Annotated in this window: 11 protein-coding genes; 5 read left to right on the plus strand and 6 right to left on the minus strand. The window is 51.0% G+C overall.

Features of this window, described 5'->3' with window-relative positions:
* Positions 1-96 precede the first annotated feature (96 nt).
* The 5 genes from prsR to Q9245_RS01295 all read left to right on the plus strand — a co-directional run bounded on the left by prsR (position 97) and on the right by Q9245_RS01295 (position 8241).
* Entirely contained in the window at positions 97-1479 is a 1383-nt protein-coding gene (prsR, locus tag Q9245_RS01275) for a PEP-CTERM-box response regulator transcription factor (RefSeq protein WP_305895464.1), read from the plus strand.
* A 48-nt stretch (positions 1480-1527) separates the two neighbouring features.
* Positions 1528-4233: a tetratricopeptide repeat protein gene (locus Q9245_RS01280; RefSeq protein ID WP_305895465.1), complete on the plus strand. Its 2706-nt coding sequence runs from the start codon at positions 1528-1530 to the stop codon at positions 4231-4233.
* Positions 4234-4344: 111 nt separating this feature from the next.
* Complete coding sequence (locus Q9245_RS01285) at positions 4345-6309, plus strand: PA14 domain-containing protein (protein ID WP_305895466.1); 1965 nt, start codon at positions 4345-4347, stop codon at positions 6307-6309.
* 145 nt (positions 6310-6454) lie between these two features.
* Positions 6455-7120 carry a PEP-CTERM sorting domain-containing protein gene (locus Q9245_RS01290; protein WP_305895467.1) on the plus strand — a complete coding sequence of 222 codons (666 nt, stop codon included), beginning with the start codon at positions 6455-6457 and terminating at the stop codon, positions 7118-7120.
* A gap of 68 nt (positions 7121-7188) precedes the next feature.
* The gene (locus Q9245_RS01295; RefSeq protein WP_305895468.1) at positions 7189-8241 is read left to right on the plus strand and encodes a glycosyltransferase; all 1053 of its coding nucleotides are present in this window, start codon (positions 7189-7191) and stop codon (positions 8239-8241) included.
* Here the strand turns inward: Q9245_RS01295 and Q9245_RS01300 are convergent.
* The 6 genes from Q9245_RS01300 to asnB are packed head-to-tail and all read right to left on the minus strand — an operon-like array spanning position 8210 to position 15676.
* A complete protein-coding gene (locus tag Q9245_RS01300) occupies positions 8210-9757 on the minus strand; it encodes an exosortase/archaeosortase family protein (RefSeq protein ID WP_305895469.1) in 1548 nt (515 codons plus the stop codon). The genes Q9245_RS01295 and Q9245_RS01300 overlap by 32 nt on opposite strands.
* 11 nt (positions 9758-9768) lie before the next feature.
* Entirely contained in the window at positions 9769-10887 is a 1119-nt protein-coding gene (locus Q9245_RS01305) for a GNAT family N-acetyltransferase (RefSeq protein WP_305895470.1), read from the minus strand.
* Complete coding sequence (locus Q9245_RS01310) at positions 10887-11786, minus strand: glycosyltransferase (protein ID WP_305895471.1); 900 nt, start codon at positions 11784-11786, stop codon at positions 10887-10889. The genes Q9245_RS01305 and Q9245_RS01310 overlap by 1 nt, the downstream gene beginning before the upstream one ends.
* A gap of 35 nt (positions 11787-11821) precedes the next feature.
* The gene (locus Q9245_RS01315; RefSeq protein WP_305895472.1) at positions 11822-12703 is read right to left on the minus strand and encodes a glycosyltransferase; all 882 of its coding nucleotides are present in this window, start codon (positions 12701-12703) and stop codon (positions 11822-11824) included.
* Positions 12703-13755 carry a hypothetical protein gene (locus Q9245_RS01320; RefSeq protein WP_305895473.1) on the minus strand — a complete coding sequence of 351 codons (1053 nt, stop codon included), beginning with the start codon at positions 13753-13755 and terminating at the stop codon, positions 12703-12705. Before Q9245_RS01320 ends, Q9245_RS01315 begins: the two co-directional genes overlap by 1 nt.
* Positions 13748-15676, minus strand: coding sequence for an asparagine synthase (glutamine-hydrolyzing) (gene asnB / locus Q9245_RS01325; RefSeq protein WP_305895474.1), 1929 nt, complete (start codon positions 15674-15676; stop codon positions 13748-13750). Before asnB ends, Q9245_RS01320 begins: the two co-directional genes overlap by 8 nt.
* Positions 15677-15679 lie beyond the last annotated feature (3 nt).

Consider the following 15679-nt stretch of genomic DNA (forward strand, 5'->3'; position numbering starts at 1 on the left):
GACATTGCAAAGTGTCAATCTTGAGTTAAGACTCCTATATATGGAGTCGGCGGAGCCAAGTCGCGGCACCCGAACGGAACACAAAACAAAGGAATGATGGCTGTTGTGAAGCAACTATTGATTGTAGAAGATGACCCAGGTCTTCAAAGCCAGATGCGTTGGTGTTTTAACGAAGACGTTGAAGTGTCGGTGGCGTCTGACAGAGAGTCCGCACTGGCAGCATTGCGTCGCCTGGAACCCCAGGTGGTTACTTTGGATTTGGGCCTGCCGCCTGATCCCGGTGGTGCTGCGGAAGGCTTCGCACTGCTCGAAGACATTCTGCGACTGGCCCCGCAAACCAAAATCGTTGTGGTTACTGGTCGGGAAGATAAAGAAAACGCAGTCAAAGCTGTAGGCATGGGCGCCTGTGACTTCTACCAAAAACCTCTGGATGCCGACATCCTTACCTTTGTGGTCAACCGCGCGTTTCGCTTGGCCGAGCTTGAACTGGAAAACCGAGAATTAGCCAGCCAAAACAACGGCACCCATATCAAAGGCATCGTTGCCTCAAGCCCGGAAATGCTTGCGATTTGCCGAAACGTCGAAAAGGTTGCTCCAACCGATGTAACCACCCTGATTACCGGCGAAACCGGTACCGGCAAGGAGCTTCTTGCACAAGCGCTGCACGATCACAGTCAACGCGCAGAGAAGCCCTTCGCGGCCATAAACTGCGCCGCCATTCCCGAAAACCTGCTGGAAAGCGAACTCTTCGGCTTTGAAAAAGGCTCCTTCACCGGTGCCACGCAAAGCAAAAAAGGCAAGATCGAAAGCGCCAACGGCGGAACCCTGTTCCTCGACGAAATCGGCGATATGCCCATGCCCTTGCAGGCGAAACTACTGCGTTTCCTGCAAGAACGAGTCGTGGACCGGGTGGGGTCCGTGAAACCGATCCCTGTGGATGTTCGAGTGGTGTGCGCAACTCATCGGAATGTGCAGGATTTGATCGCCGAGGGCACATTCCGGGAAGACCTTTATTATCGTATCAGCGAAATCACACTGGATGTCCCGGCCCTGCGCAACCGGGAAGGCGATGCAATCGTTATCGCACAATCGCTGTTGATGAGCCTGGGCAAACAAATGGATCGCCCCAACCTCTCCTTCTCCGAGGATGCCGCCCAAGCGATCAGCGCCTACTCTTGGCCAGGCAACGTTCGCGAAATGATCAATAAGGTCAAGCGGGCCATCATCATGGCGGACGACAAGCGCATAACGGCTGAAGATCTGTTGCTGCCCTTCGAGCAGGCCTGCGATTCGGATTACCAGTTGAATCTGAGGCAGGTCCGCGAGCACGCAGAACGAAAAGCCATTCTGCAAGCACTCACACGCTGCGGCCACAACATGGCTCAAGCCTCACGCCTGCTCGGTATCACACGGCCGACTCTTTATAACTTAACGGATAAGTACCGGATAGAAACGTCAACCGCGACCAACGGTACCTGAGATCTTCGAACGGAATAAGAAAGACCCGACAGAAAAAAGGAACAGGGCATGAAAATGAACAACATTGTGCGTGCATCGTTACTCTCAGTTGCCATCGCCTCGATGGGCATCGCGGGTTGCAGTAACGAACCTGACATGTCACAGGACGACATTCAGTACATCAGCCATATTGACCAAGCGCGCTTCTTCCAAAGGCAGGGCGAGCTAAAAGCAAGCACCATAGAGGCTCGGAGCGCCATACAACTCCAGCCTGAACGACCTGCCCCCTACTTCGTTATTATCGACAATTTGTTAACGGCCGGCGATGCGGCAAACGCCGAACGCCAAGTCGATAAGCTGGTGGCTGAAATCGGAGCAAATCAGTTAACTCAGGCCGACAAAAACAAAGCGATACTGATTCGCGCCGAAGCACGGGCGCTCAGTGGTAAAACCGAAGGTGCTCTCGAATCCCTTAAAAAACTTGAATCTCCTTCCCCGGATCAGTCGCGGCAAGCCGACAATCTGAGAGGCAAGGCTTGGCTAATAAGCGGCGACCTGGATAAAGCCGAGCAAGCATACCAACAAGCCATCAGCAACCACACCAACAATGCTCTGGGTCACATCGGGTTATCCCGGGTAGACGCTGCCCGCGACGACTTTAAAGCCGCGAAAACGCATCTGGGCCACGCTGAAGGCATAGACGCTGAACATGAGGAACTTTGGCTCTGGAAAGCGCAGCTGCATCATATGCAGGGTAACTGGGCCGAGGCAGAACAAGCGTACATTCGAGCCCTCGAAACAATTGGTCAATACGACGTAATGACCTTCCAAAAGTACCAGACTATTTCGGCTCTGGTTACTGTATTGCGTCAACAGGGTAAATCCGCGGAAGCCTTCGTCTACGAAGAAATTCTGGCCAAATCGGCACCGGGCACGATCAAAAGCAACCTGGAAGCCGCGACCGCCGCCTATACGAGCGGGGACCTAGACACCGCCGGCAGATACTTGCAAGAAGTGCTGAATCAAGCGCCGGGGCATCAGCAAAGCACTCTTATGCTGGGCGTTGTGCGGTTCCGGCAGGGCCGCGCGGAAGAAGCGGAAAAGTTACTCGAGCCGCTGGCGGATATGGAGGATGCCGATGGCGTCCGCAAACTATTGGCCGCTACTCGAATTTCAATGCGTGACCCGCAGGGCGCGCAATCGATCCTCGACAACATCGATAACAAAGAATCCGACCCCCAGACGCTTGCCTTGGTCGGTATAGCGGCGCTTGCATCGGGCGATGAGCAAACGGGCCGCCCTCTGCTCGAAAAGTCTCTTGAGCTGGACCCAGACAACCACAACCTCAGGATTCGCTACGCCGCCTACCTGACCCAAATAAACGAGTATCAACCGGCGCTCGAACAAATCCGCAAAGTGCCGAAAGCTGCTGACGAAGCCTTACAGGCTCAGCTTCTTACCGCCCGCATTCAGACACTATCCGGCGACGCTGATAGCGCTCAGAAAACACTGGACAACTGGCTTTCCGATAATCCGGACAGCATCCGGGTGCTTCTGGCCAGAGGCCACCTCGCGAATAGCCTGGACCAACCCGCAGAGGCTGAAAAATACTACAAGACCGCGCAGGCCAAAGCCCCTGACAACCCCGCCCCGTTGGTAGCCATGGGTAATCTTGCCCGTAAATCAGACAACACCGAAGAGGCAATAAAGTACTATAAACAAGCAATCGAACTTGACCCCAACCACGCCGGAGCCATTCAGGGGGCTGCAGTTACTATGGGCCGGGACAAGCTAACAGCGTTCATGCAGAAGATTAACGACCAAAATCCGCAAGCCGCTGGCCCTCGTTTAGTAATGCTTGAATCTGCGTTAATTAATAACGAAGCGTCACAAGTCGATGAGCTTACTGCCCAACTCATGGAGCGCGATCAGGAAGACCTGCCCGGCCCCCATGAGCCGATGGTTGCGACCGTCTACGAGGGCATAGCCACCCAAATGGCTCAGCGGGGAAATTTTGAACGGGCGCTGAGCATACTAAACAGAGGCCGAATTCTGTTCCCGGAATCTGAAAGCATATCTCTGAAACTGGCTACCATTGAGTTCCAACAGGGGAACACTTCTGAAGCGCGAGATGTTTTGCAAGATGTAAAACAACACCATCCAGACTCTCCCGCCCCCTATCAGGTTGAAGCTAATTTCTACGAGAACGCCGGTGAGCACCAGCAAGCCGCTGAACTCTACGAATTGGCAATTGAGAAACGCCGCACCCCGGAATTAGAGGTAGCCCACGCGCGCGCCCTCGCCCGCTCGGGACAAAGCCAAAAGGCGCTGGACGGACTGGAAGCCGCAGCTGAGCAATTCCCTAATAATCAGCCGATCCTGTTAAGTTTGGCGATGACTCATCAGCAATTGAATCAGCCTGATGAAGCGATTGCGCGCTACCAGGCGCTGATGGACATCAACCCTGATAACCCCTTGGTCCTGAATAATTTAGCGTGGCTATATTATGAAAAGGGCGATGAGAAAGCGGCAAAGCTTGCAAGAAAGGCATTCGAGCTTGCACCGAATAACGCCGCTATTGCAGACACTTACGGGTGGATATTGTTCGAGACAGGAAAGCAAACCGAAAGCGTGTCTGTTCTCGAAAAAGCTCATGCGCTGGAACCAGAATCGCAGGAAATCGCAATGCATCTGGTGGAAGCGTATCGCTCTGTCGGCAAAACCGACCGAGCCAAAGAAATCATGGTCAAATTTGAAGAGACCAGCAAAGGATAAGTCGTATAACCCCACCGGCGTCATAACCAAACGTTCCTATGCGCCGGTGGCGGCCCCCTTCTTTCGCAACAATACTTTACTTAATGTTTCAGAACATAATAAGGGTGAGGTATGGCTACTATAAAAGCATTGGGGATAGGCACCATGGTGGTCGTCGTCAGCGGATGTCAGAGCTGGCAATTCAGGGACATTGAAAAGCTCCCTCCTACAGCTTCAGTCCCTGAAGTGAGCACCAAGGGTCAGGTGGACGTTTGGTACTACGATTCAATTTCTGGAAATAACGTTCAGAACCTTTTAGATTCAAACAAGTATCCTGACGCTCCAGATGAGGTATCGGCCTTTACCGAACTGCGCCAACCGGCCAGCCGGGGAAACAACTACGGCACACTCATTCAAGGATTTCTCGCTCCGCCGACTACCGGTGAATATACCTTCTATATAAGTGGTGACGACGAAACCCAATTATGGCTCTCAGAAACGGAGAGTCCTGAGGCCGCCGTCCAAATCGCTATGACAATGGCAACGCCCCTCGACAATTTTTCAAGATACAGCTCGCAAACCTCTGGCGTGCATTATCTTGAGGCTGGCAAGAAATACTATTTCCAGCTGCGCCACAAAGAAGGCGGCTGGGACGACCACTTTACCGTAGCCTGGTCTGGCCCCGGCATCTCGCAACAAGTGATTCGTGGCGAGCATCTATACAGTTGGGCTAAAACCGCACCGGATGCGAAGCCAGATTTGGGGGGGGACGAAGCCTACAAGCTCGGATATAAAATCGGTTACTTCGATGCCGAACAAGGTTTGAGCTTCAATGATACTTACCCGCCACTCGACGAAGATGGTGACAACCTATACGACAATTGGGAAACATTGCACGGGCTAGACCCCGGCAACCCGAACGATGCGAACTCAGATTCTGACAACGACCTGATGACCGCGCTGGATGAATACTGGGCTGGGACAGACCCTAACGCAGAAGATACCGATGGCGATGGCATCCCCGATGGTTATGAATACGCCTACGGAATGGACCCTAGCAACCCCGCTGACGCCAATTTTGACATTGATGGAGACGGCTATAGCGCTCTCGATGAGTACCTGGCCAATACAAATCCCGACGATGCAACCGATGCACCGCTTGCCGAACCGGTGTACGAGCCAGGCTTTGTTGGTCAGTACTTTACAGGGACCAACTTCGACCGGTTTGTTTACAGCCAAAAAGACGCCGAGATTAATTTTGACTGGGGAAGAGGTGGGCCTTCTGCAGACATGCCAAAGGATAAGTTCAGCGTACGTTGGCAAGCGTGGTTTACCCCGCCCCATAGCTCAGGCACAAAAGAGTATACCTTCAGCACGACCACCGACGATGGCGTCAGATTATATGTTGACGGCTCACTGGTCATCGACCAATGGAAAAACCAGTCCGCCACCGAATACACCGCCACATCCAGCCTGGGCGCAGGCAGCCCCATCGCAATCAATATGGAGTATTTTGAATCTGGCTGGGGTGCCACAGCAAAACTGACCATCACAGAAACCGATACCGGCAAAGTGCTCTCTTCGCAAAATGTTATTCAACAACTGGCCTTGAACAGCGAGATTGCCGGAAGCAGTCTGGAAGATGGTGTCGATGACCTTTACAAGCTGCGCTACGGCTTACCTGTACTGCAGCCAGTCGCCACGAAGGTCTTTAATAACAGCGGTGTCACTGTTCTGGATGCATACCAATCCGGCCTACACCCCTACACTCTTGAAACAGTATCGGCACCCGATGCACCCAATACCACAGCACCGGCTCCAAGCGATCCAACGCTCGGCAGCGTAACACTCTCATGGACACCGCCGGGCACACGCGTAGACGGTAGCAGCATTTCCCTCAGCGAGATCAAAAACTACAAGATCTCATACGGCCAGAACGTAGAAACATTAAACCAAACGCTGGAGGTAGCAGCAGGGACGACAACAACCCAGATTACTGGCCTAACCGCCGGGGTTTGGTTCTTCACGATCCAGGTGATTGACAATAACGGGCTGAGTAGCGAGCCCTCTGAACCCGTTCAATATTCTGTTAAGTAAGAATACAGGTCGTCGAGATACTTTACATTGCACTCAAGTAGTCCGAATTTAACGACCAAATTTCAACAAGTTACATGTTGGCACAGTGCATGCTTAATGAGTTATTGAAGTATTTATAAGATCGCTCACTGGAGGAGTGGACAACATGAAAAAGCTTACTCAAGGTTTAGCACTGGCGGCGGCGATGGGCGTTACAGGTTTTGCCCAGGCTGCTTATATTGGCGCATTTGCGAACGGAAACGCACCAGGGGCCCCCGCAGAGCAGACTGTGCCTGGTGATAATGACTACGCGACCAGAGCAAAAGGCATTTGGACTGCTGATGCACCGCTCTACAGCGTTGGCGACAGTGTTCTTTTTGGGCACAACCTGAAATCTACCACTGCCGATCCATTCAAGTTGACGTTTACCTATTTGGGTAAAGAAGCTAGCGATAACAACAAATTTTATTGGGGGAACACGCTAGCTTTTGACACAAATAGTACACCCGATGACCAGTACAGTGCTGTATTCACTGGTGGCATGAATCAGTTTTTGGGATTCAAGTTTGAAAATGGGGGAGGCACCATCGTTAATAATGATGCTCTTAATGGAAGCCAGGTCGATCCCACAAGCGTGAACTTCAACTTGTTCTACATCGCCGAAGACGAGTTCCTGATCAGTTTTGACGATGGATACCAAGGTGATGACAACCACGACGATATGGTTATTCACGTGAAAGCCTCCAAGGTACCTGAGCCAGGTACTCTTGCCCTCCTCGGTCTTGGCTTAGCCGGTATTGCTGTGCGCATGAGAGGCCGGAAAAAAGCCTAACATAGATGGCATTGTGCTATGTTAAAGGCCCTGCAAGTACAGGGCCTTTTTCATTTTGGTTGCGGAACATGTTCATACGAGTGGTATACGCAGGCAGTGGTCGCGGTCTACAGAAAGATGCCGAAATACTGTTGGAATCATTTACAAAGCTTGGGCATAGGTGCGAACTTCGTTGCGTACCACCTACCCCGCCATGGCGCAACAATCTTTCCCGGTTGAGAAACCTCGCTATTGAAAAGTATTTCCCTAAAGCTTTCAGTGCTCGTTATTACGCATTCAATAGATGGCTAAAGATGTGCTTAAGCAAATCTGCGCCAGACATTAACCTCGTAATACATCTTGAGAACGTACGGCCATCAGAGCTACACGTTAATGCAGCGCACTGGCTCATTCCGAATCAGGAATGGTTTATCGAATCCCGATTGCCTTATCTACGGTTTGTTGATCAGATTCTTTGTAAAACCCACCAGGCCGTTGAGATTTTTTCCCGCAAACACTCGAACATTCGATACCTTGGGTTCACCGGTTCCATTTGCCCAATTAATCCAGAGACTCTCGATAAAGACTATGGGCTCGCTTTGCATGTTGCCGGCAATAGCCAATTTAAAGGCACGAAATCTCTGGTTAATTGTTGGAAAGAACACCCTGAATGGCCGAGGCTGGAAGTGGTATCACAACACCTAAACAGCAGCCCACCTCATAGCAAAAATATAAAACACCATAAGTCGCTTTCTGAGGAAGAGCTATCGGCGTTGTGGGAAAAGGCGGGAGTTGCCGTTATACCGTCAGAAGTAGAGGGTTACGGGCAGGTTCTAGCGGAAGCCATGGCCCACGGTTGCGTCACCATTACGACCGATGCCCCGCCAATGAACGAGGTTATCAACCGAAATCGCGGTTTCTTGATTGCACCCGTAAAGAATGAACCATTCCGGCTTGGCACTCGTTTTTTCGTTTCTCAGTCAGGCATTGAGAAGACCATGACAGACGTCTTGGATACAAACGAGCACACGCTAAAAGAGCTGTCCACAGCGTCGATCGCTTGGTATCGCCTAAACCATACTGAGTTTATTCAGCGATTGCAGACCTATCTCAATCAGATAACCCGGCAACCTCCTGGTTAATTGTAGAGACAGATTGCGGGAACGTTGTCTCCACAAAGTTCACCAAACTCTCCCGAGGGGCACACTCACCACAACGAACAGCCGCTATTAGGAGACTGGCATCGCTTCGGTCACTGAAGAAGCCAAGTACCTGCGCCAGTTTCGCGCGCCACTGATCTGTCTCCCAGCGTCCTTCCACGAGATAGCTATAGGCAACATGGATATTTTCACCGGTTAACCGATTTTCGAGGGTGATGCCTTGGATCGGTATACTCAGATCTGTTTCAACCCTGTAGAACTGCTGCGGCGCCCACACTGAACTGTCATATAGCTTATTGCTATACTGGATCAATTCAGCACGATGGCGTTGAAACTCATAGGTAAAAATACCCAAGTAGAACTGTTCATCGATACTACCGTCGGACGAAATCCTCTGCCGATCGAATAAGGTTTGCGTGTAAGTCCGGTCCGAATTCTGAATTTGGGGGCGCCAGCCCGCAAGTTGGGCGCCAAACACCGGAGCATAACGCTGTTGAATATCAATACTGTAGTTTTCTGGATGGTCCGATACAGGCGATCGCTTTTCTGGTAAGGCGGAATAGGTGACGACGACACAAACTAAGATTGCTCCAAGCGAGATGCCAACCGCCTTTCTCGAGGAGACGGAACCGGTTTCGGCGCTCGCATTGCTCGAACACTCGCCGTCTTTCACCTCAAGCCGCCGAGCAATGAAATAGAGAGGCACTAAAGTGGCTGCAAATACCCACCAGCCAAAATTATCATGATCTTCTATTAAGCTGGACTGCATGTTGGTTTCGTAACCCATATAGATAATGACAAACACCCGAATCCAATTTGCAACCAGAGCAAACGCAACCCCGCAACAGAAGAGCAAAACTCGAGAACGCAACCGTGAGAGATACATCTCTCCGTATATCAAAACCAACGCCTGCCCAACCAATAAGTACCGCAACCCTGAACAGCCGTGAGCAACCTCAAAGGTCCCAACACCAATCAAGTAAACAAATACACCTTCGACCTCAAAATCAATATCCAGCAACCCCAGCAAGAACCTGTTTACTGCCACGGTAATCAATTGCAGATTCCACGATAAGAAATCCCACACAGGTACCGTAAGAAAAAGCAGTCCTACCGGGATAATCAGCCATCGCACTTGCCGCCACCCCATCAACACCGCCAGGGCACTGAGTAGCATTGGCACTAAAGTGAGCTGTTGCAATGCCTGTAAACGAATGAGCCCACCAAGCCAATAGCCCAACAAACTCAAACACAAAGGCACAAGCCAAAACGGATAAAAACCAGAAGCAACAGGGTGCCGTTTAACAGACTGCGCAATCAGAAATACGGAAACCGCCAATAAAAGAAACCCATGAGAATAGGACTCGTCCAGCTTAAACCAACGCGAAACCACGCCCTCAATAGTAGGCCATGCTAATAATCCAAGCCCGCACAACACTAGTAGATAAGGCAAAAACTGCGCGGCGACACCTCGCCCTGGAATCCATTCCCTGATCATAAATACCCTATTCACAGCCTGAAAAAGCGGTTAACAGATGACACCAAACCCTGCGGCAAATATCCCCTTGCACCATATGCCGCCTTCAATACGGGCGAACGCACATATTCGACGGTAGGGAACCGAACGGTTTGGCCTTTAAAACGACTCTTATAAAACGTATTTTTCCCGGAGCCCGCCAACAAATCATAACTATCGATTTCAACGTTTCTGAAGGCGTCTTCGATAGAATACCCCAGATGTAAAGTACCCAACGAAATCTTGGGATGGAATTGTTCGCGAAACCCTGCCTGTAGATTGTAGATGCGATTTCTGGCACGGATGTCATAGAGCACCGATACGACTTTCTCGCCGGCCTTCAATACCGACAACTGTGCTTTTTGGGGGGCACGTAACCGACTTAATAGCAACTGATGAAATCGCACCGCAGCTCCGTCAAAGCAGGGTTTCCCCCATCGTGTCACATGAAAATCATTCAAGATTTCCAAAAAATTCTCGTGGTCGCTCCAGGCCAGACGATGACCTCCTAACGCACCTTCGAACAATGAACGACGGTTATAGACTTTCAAGCGAGTATTTTTACCAAGACTTGCAAGCCACTCGTCATGCGAGCCCGCGGTGTCAATCGCGATTCCCTCAGCCTCACTACGAACATGGCAGGAAACGCTCATGTGATGTTCAAGCGCTTGCCCCCAGCCTGCGACTTCGCTCTCCCTCGCGTCCGCAAGGATAAGCTCATCCCAGGCCTCACCTTTTAAATAAACAGACAACGCCTCAAGTGCCTGCTCTTTGTATTGCCTGTCGCAGATGCAACTAACGTATTCTGTACGAACGGTCGGGCCAAGTTTCCATGCATTGCCAATCACATGAAGACGTCTCAAATGCCATCCGATAGGCGTTCTGTACCGACTAGTATACAAAGGCGCCAAAGCGACAAGTCGATCATCTCGATCGTAAACTGCCAGCAGCAACAATTGAAGTTTTAGCTTATTACCCCAAATCTCCCACCAGGAGACCTGCCAAGGCCAGCTCATGAACAGAGGGTCCGCATCAGACCGAGAGAGCAGTTCCGCCCAGTTCTTTTCGAAACCGAAAAACTGGGGTTCACTGAGGGCCCGAACGGTTAACATTATCTCACTCCACCGCGAAGCACGTTAATCGCCAACTTCGCAGCCAGTCGCCATGGGCCCGACCAAGCCGGATATTGAACCAACGAACGGCCCAGATCACGCGCCGCACTCCTTGACCGGCCTACGGAGAGTTCGTACCGCCCTTTCCTATGGTAAAAACGGCTCAATCCCTGCCGTATCTCGAGTGAATCGAGTGCATCAGGATAAGCCTTTAAAAATTCCAGTATTAGCTCTTCATTAGCGTTAAAACGACTATCTTTATCACTGGAGATTTGATCTTCCATAACCCGGTAGTAACCCAGAACTTCTGGCAAATACAAAAACTGATAGCGAGTCGAAAAACGCAGCCACAAGCCATAATCCTCGGCTAGCCGATCATTGCTATCAAAGGCGCCCATTTCGTCAAAACAGCGCCTACGGGTCATGGTCGTGTTCATACTGACAAAGTTGTCGCAAATCAACATTGGGGTTATCCGGCCAGAATAGCGTGTCATACGATTTACGCCTAACTCACGGCCCTCAGCATCGATGACAACATAATCGCCGTATACAACATCTGCTTGAGGGCGCTCATCAAACGCCTGCAGAGAAGTAGCCAGCTTTGTTTCAACCCAGGCATTATCCGAATCCAGAAAACAAATGAAGTCACCGACTGACTCGGCAACGCCTCGGTTCCGAGCAACACTCTGCCCCCTATTCGGTTGCTGAAAATAGCGGACCCGAGGGTCATCTAAATACCGCTGCATCAATTCTGGCGTATGGTCCGTTGAACCATCGTCAATGACGATTAGCTCAAAATCACCAAATGTCTGTGCGAGCGCGCTCTCAATCGCTACAGGCAGATAGTCTGCTCGATTAAACGTTGGCGTGATCACTGATACCCGAGGCTTGTTTGCCATAACTGCTACGCTTCCCTGTCGTGCTTACCCTGCTTTCACTTAAGCAATACGGCGAAAAAAGACCGCCATACCGTATACTCCAAAGGCGCGTACCGAATCGCCTTTCCTATTTCCTTTATTCCCTCAGCCTTTCTTCCTGCGCTTCCTAGGTAGCGCCCCTTGCGAAGATGAAAATGTGCAAAGCCGCGGTCGAATTCTTTAATGGATAAAGCGTCCGGGTAGTCCCGTCTAAAATCGCGAATAATCTCTTCGTTAACTCTAAAGCGACGAGTTTTATCGGAAGAAATCTGATCCTCCATAACCCGATACCAAGCCCAATATTCGGGCTCATATCTAAAAATATACTTGGCGGACAAGCGAAGCCATAAATCATAATCATCAGCAACCCGACGCTTACCGCTCATTCCTCCCATTTCATCAAAACACTTCCGGCGGGCCATGGTTGTGTTCATCGCCACGCAATTATCCTTAATCATCTGATGAGCAATGCGGCCAGAATAACGCGATATATTTTTACGGCTGATCTCACGCCCGTTTTCATCGATAATGACATTATCGCCATACAACACGTCTGTTTCGGGATGTGCTTCAAACAACCGAACTTGCTGTTCAAGCTTCTGCTTTGGCCAGTAATTATCGGAGTCCAGGAAGCAAATAAACTCCCCTTTCGCCTCAGCCAAGGCCAGGTTTCGCGCTACACTTTGCCCCTGATTCTCCTGCCGAAACAGCTTGATCCGGCTATCGTTCAAGTAGGGTCCGAGCACTTCCGATGTATTGTCTTCAGAGCCATCGTCAACGATCAATAACTCGAAATCAGGGTAGCTCTGAACCAATACACTTTCGACGGCCTCGCCTATAAAATCCGCTCGGTTGTACGTTGGCGTGATGATGCTCACTAAGGGCCGATGAAGCGACATTACACGTTTTCCCTGTGGTTGATATTCTCATTCCAAGATTCTCTTGCGGCTTGTAACAATTCACCGTCGGAATCCCCACCCATAATGAACCAGCCTTCCGTGTTACGTTCGCACTCTGCGGGGCTAAAGTCCCTTGGCGATGTCCATATATAAAAGCGTGGCTGCTCACGCCCCTGGTAAAAACCCAGGGACTTCATAATCTTTTTGAACTGCGAGTCCGAAGTCATCGCCGAGACGGCTTTCGCATCGGGCCAAGTATCTAGCACCCCTTTGATCAACGCTCGTTTAACGCCGAAATCTCGGGCGGGCCCCATGTAATCAACAAGGCGCACTTGCCCCCCGGACGCCCGAACGATACCAATTGCTTTTAATTTGTTAGCGCTGTCCCTTAGCTCTAGGAAACTGTACGTAGCCAAAGGGTGCGTCTCATAACGCCAGTGCAGGTAGGACCAGTTTCGGACAACCACTTTGTTATAACCGGTTTTCACATCGTCCCACAGGGCGTCAACGGCAGGCTGTTCCGGAAGTGTCTCACGCACTGAAACGGAGTGCTCATCGCCACCAAAGGTCCAGTTAACAACCGACGTCATACGCTGGAAAACCGAAAGTGCGTGGTCACGCATGGAGGATGGGCATCGGATCTTTTTGAGGAAGTGAACATCATTGTTGGGTTGCCAACCCATGCGTTTCAAAACAATGGCGGCAACTGGGCTAATACCAAAAGAAATAAGTATCGGAGATTGTTGAGCAAGTTCTTCTTTGATTAATCGCCCTACTCCCTTACCCCGAAGTTCACTAGAAACTTTAAAGTCGCAACTCCACAGACCTTCGCGATGCTTACCGTGCCATAAAATAGCCACAGGAACCACGCCATTAAAACCTGCTACACGATCACTTTCTACCGCAACAACAGGCTGGAAACCGCGTTTAACCGCACCGGGATTCAATAGGAACTGATATTCCCACATAGCTTTTTTGAAAGGCACATCTGAAAACAGTGCCAGCACTTGATCGCGATGTAATTGGTCATTATAAAGAACAACTTTAGCCAAAAGACCGCTCCAGCCAAGCAAGAAACATCAGGATTCCCCACAGTTCGGAGGAGTAGTCCTCCCGCCCGCGCAAGTGCTCGTGCCAAAAAGCTAAAACAACTTCTTCATCCAAGAAGTCTTGCTTGCGGAATACGGAAGGCGCGAGTAAAGACTCTGCCCAGTCGCGCAGAGGCCCTCGTAACCACTGGCCAATTGGCACCGCAAAACCTTGTTTGGGGCGGTCAACCAGAGCTTGTGGTACATGTCGGAAAAGAACACTGCGCAACACCTGCTTTCCAACACCACCTTTAACGTTATAGCTCAAGGGTAGTGATAGCGCGAAAGCAACAACCTTAGGGTCTAGCATGGGGATGCGTGTTTCCAAACTGCAAGCCATGGCAGATCGGTCTACTTTCACCAGAATATCATCGGGTAAGTACCAGTTCAGATCTCGCCACATCAGAGTCTTCATGCTGTTATCCGGCACGTCTTGTGGCAGCGTACTGTTTAATCCGTAGACGCCCTCGAGAAATCGCTGTGTGATACATTCTGGCCCATTCCAAAATGAGACCGACTGGCGATAAAACTCTGAGATATTACCGGCTTTTGCCATGGCTCGTTCAGCTTGCAAGCGATGGGCAACCGCCAAATGTGAACGCCCTCTCTGCGAGGGTACAGCTGCGCGTATGGCCCTGCTTGCAAAAGCCTCGGGTAGGAAGGATGCAGCTTTGCGCCCTAGAGACTTCGCACCGAACCGATTCTGCCAACGATTAAATACGGATTGATAGCGGGTATAACCGCAAAACAGCTCGTCGCCACCGTCTCCGGAAAGCGCAACCGTGACGTGCTTACGGGTCATTTGACTGACCAAGAACGTTGGCAACTGAGAGGAGTCTGCAAAGGGTTCGTCGTAAAGCTCGGGCAATTGAGGAACCAAGTGCAGAGCATCCGCTGGTTTTACGTAAAGCTCGGTATGTTGGGTGCCGAGATGCCGCGCCACTTCGGCCGCATGAATCGCCTCGTTAAAACCGGGTTCATCAAACCCAATACTGAAGGTCCGGACTGGGGTGGAGGCCCGAGATTGCATCAACGCGACGACAGTTGAAGAATCAATTCCACCAGAAAGGAATGCGCCTAAAGGCACATCAGACACCATCTGGTCTTCGATCACATCACCCAACAGACTTTCGAGTTGCTGACTGCATTCTTCAAACGTGCCCTCAGCCCGCTTGCCAAAGCACGTTTCGAGTTGCCAGTAACGTTTCGGTGCTGGAACCTGACCAGAAGCGAGACTCGTTAAATCAAAAGAAATCAGCGAAGCCGGTGGTAACTTAAAAATCCCGGGGTGAATACTCCATGGAGCTGGAATAACGTTGTGTCGCAGCAACAGCGACAAGGCTTTTGGCTCGATGCCCCCTTCCCAGTCCGGATGTACTCGCAGCGCCTTTAACTCGGACCCGAACAGTAGCGTTTTCCCCTGCCAACCGTAGTACAGAGGCTTCTCCCCCATACGGTCCCGCGCTAGGACGAGCCTTCGTTTATGGGTATCTACCAAGGCAAAGGCAAACATCCCGGAAAAACGCTCAAGACTTGCTTCCAACCCCCACGCTTCAATGGAAGCAAGCATGACTTCAGTATCTGAATGGCCTCTGAAAACGCAGCCACCCTTCTCTAAATCCTTTCGAATCTGCCGGAAGTTATAAATCTCCCCGTTAAACGCGATAACGTAACGGCCAGAGGCCGATGCCATAGGCTGTGCCCCTGCGGGAGACCGATCCTGAATAGCCAAGCGCCGGTGAACTAAACCCACACCCAGCCCTCCGCCCACCCACACGCCGTCAGCATCTGGCCCACGATGGGCTATCGCCCGCCCCATCCTGCGCAACGTATTCCCTGTTAGCCCAGAGCCCTGAGGGCTTACAAACCCGGCAAAACCACACATTTG

This window comes from Marinobacter sp. MDS2 (assembly GCF_030718085.1).
GTDB lineage: Bacteria > Pseudomonadota > Gammaproteobacteria > Pseudomonadales > Oleiphilaceae > Marinobacter.

Bases quoted from the DNA above. Each gene is read 5' to 3' on its own strand.
- prsR (WP_305895464.1), top strand. From the start codon at position 97: ATGGCTGTTGTGAAGCAACTATTGATTGTAGAAGATGACCCAGGTCTT.
- Q9245_RS01280 (WP_305895465.1), top strand. From the start codon at position 1,528: ATGAAAATGAACAACATTGTGCGTGCATCGTTACTCTCAGTTGCCATC.
- Q9245_RS01285 (WP_305895466.1), top strand. From the start codon at position 4,345: ATGGCTACTATAAAAGCATTGGGGATAGGCACCATGGTGGTCGTCGTC.
- Q9245_RS01290 (WP_305895467.1), top strand. From the start codon at position 6,455: ATGAAAAAGCTTACTCAAGGTTTAGCACTGGCGGCGGCGATGGGCGTT.
- Q9245_RS01295 (WP_305895468.1), top strand. From the start codon at position 7,189: ATGTTCATACGAGTGGTATACGCAGGCAGTGGTCGCGGTCTACAGAAA.
- Q9245_RS01300 (WP_305895469.1), bottom strand. From the start codon at position 9,757: ATGATCAGGGAATGGATTCCAGGGCGAGGTGTCGCCGCGCAGTTTTTG.
- Q9245_RS01305 (WP_305895470.1), bottom strand. From the start codon at position 10,887: ATGTTAACCGTTCGGGCCCTCAGTGAACCCCAGTTTTTCGGTTTCGAA.
- Q9245_RS01310 (WP_305895471.1), bottom strand. From the start codon at position 11,786: ATGGCAAACAAGCCTCGGGTATCAGTGATCACGCCAACGTTTAATCGA.
- Q9245_RS01315 (WP_305895472.1), bottom strand. From the start codon at position 12,703: ATGTCGCTTCATCGGCCCTTAGTGAGCATCATCACGCCAACGTACAAC.
- asnB (WP_305895474.1), bottom strand. From the start codon at position 15,676: ATGTGTGGTTTTGCCGGGTTTGTAAGCCCTCAGGGCTCTGGGCTAACA.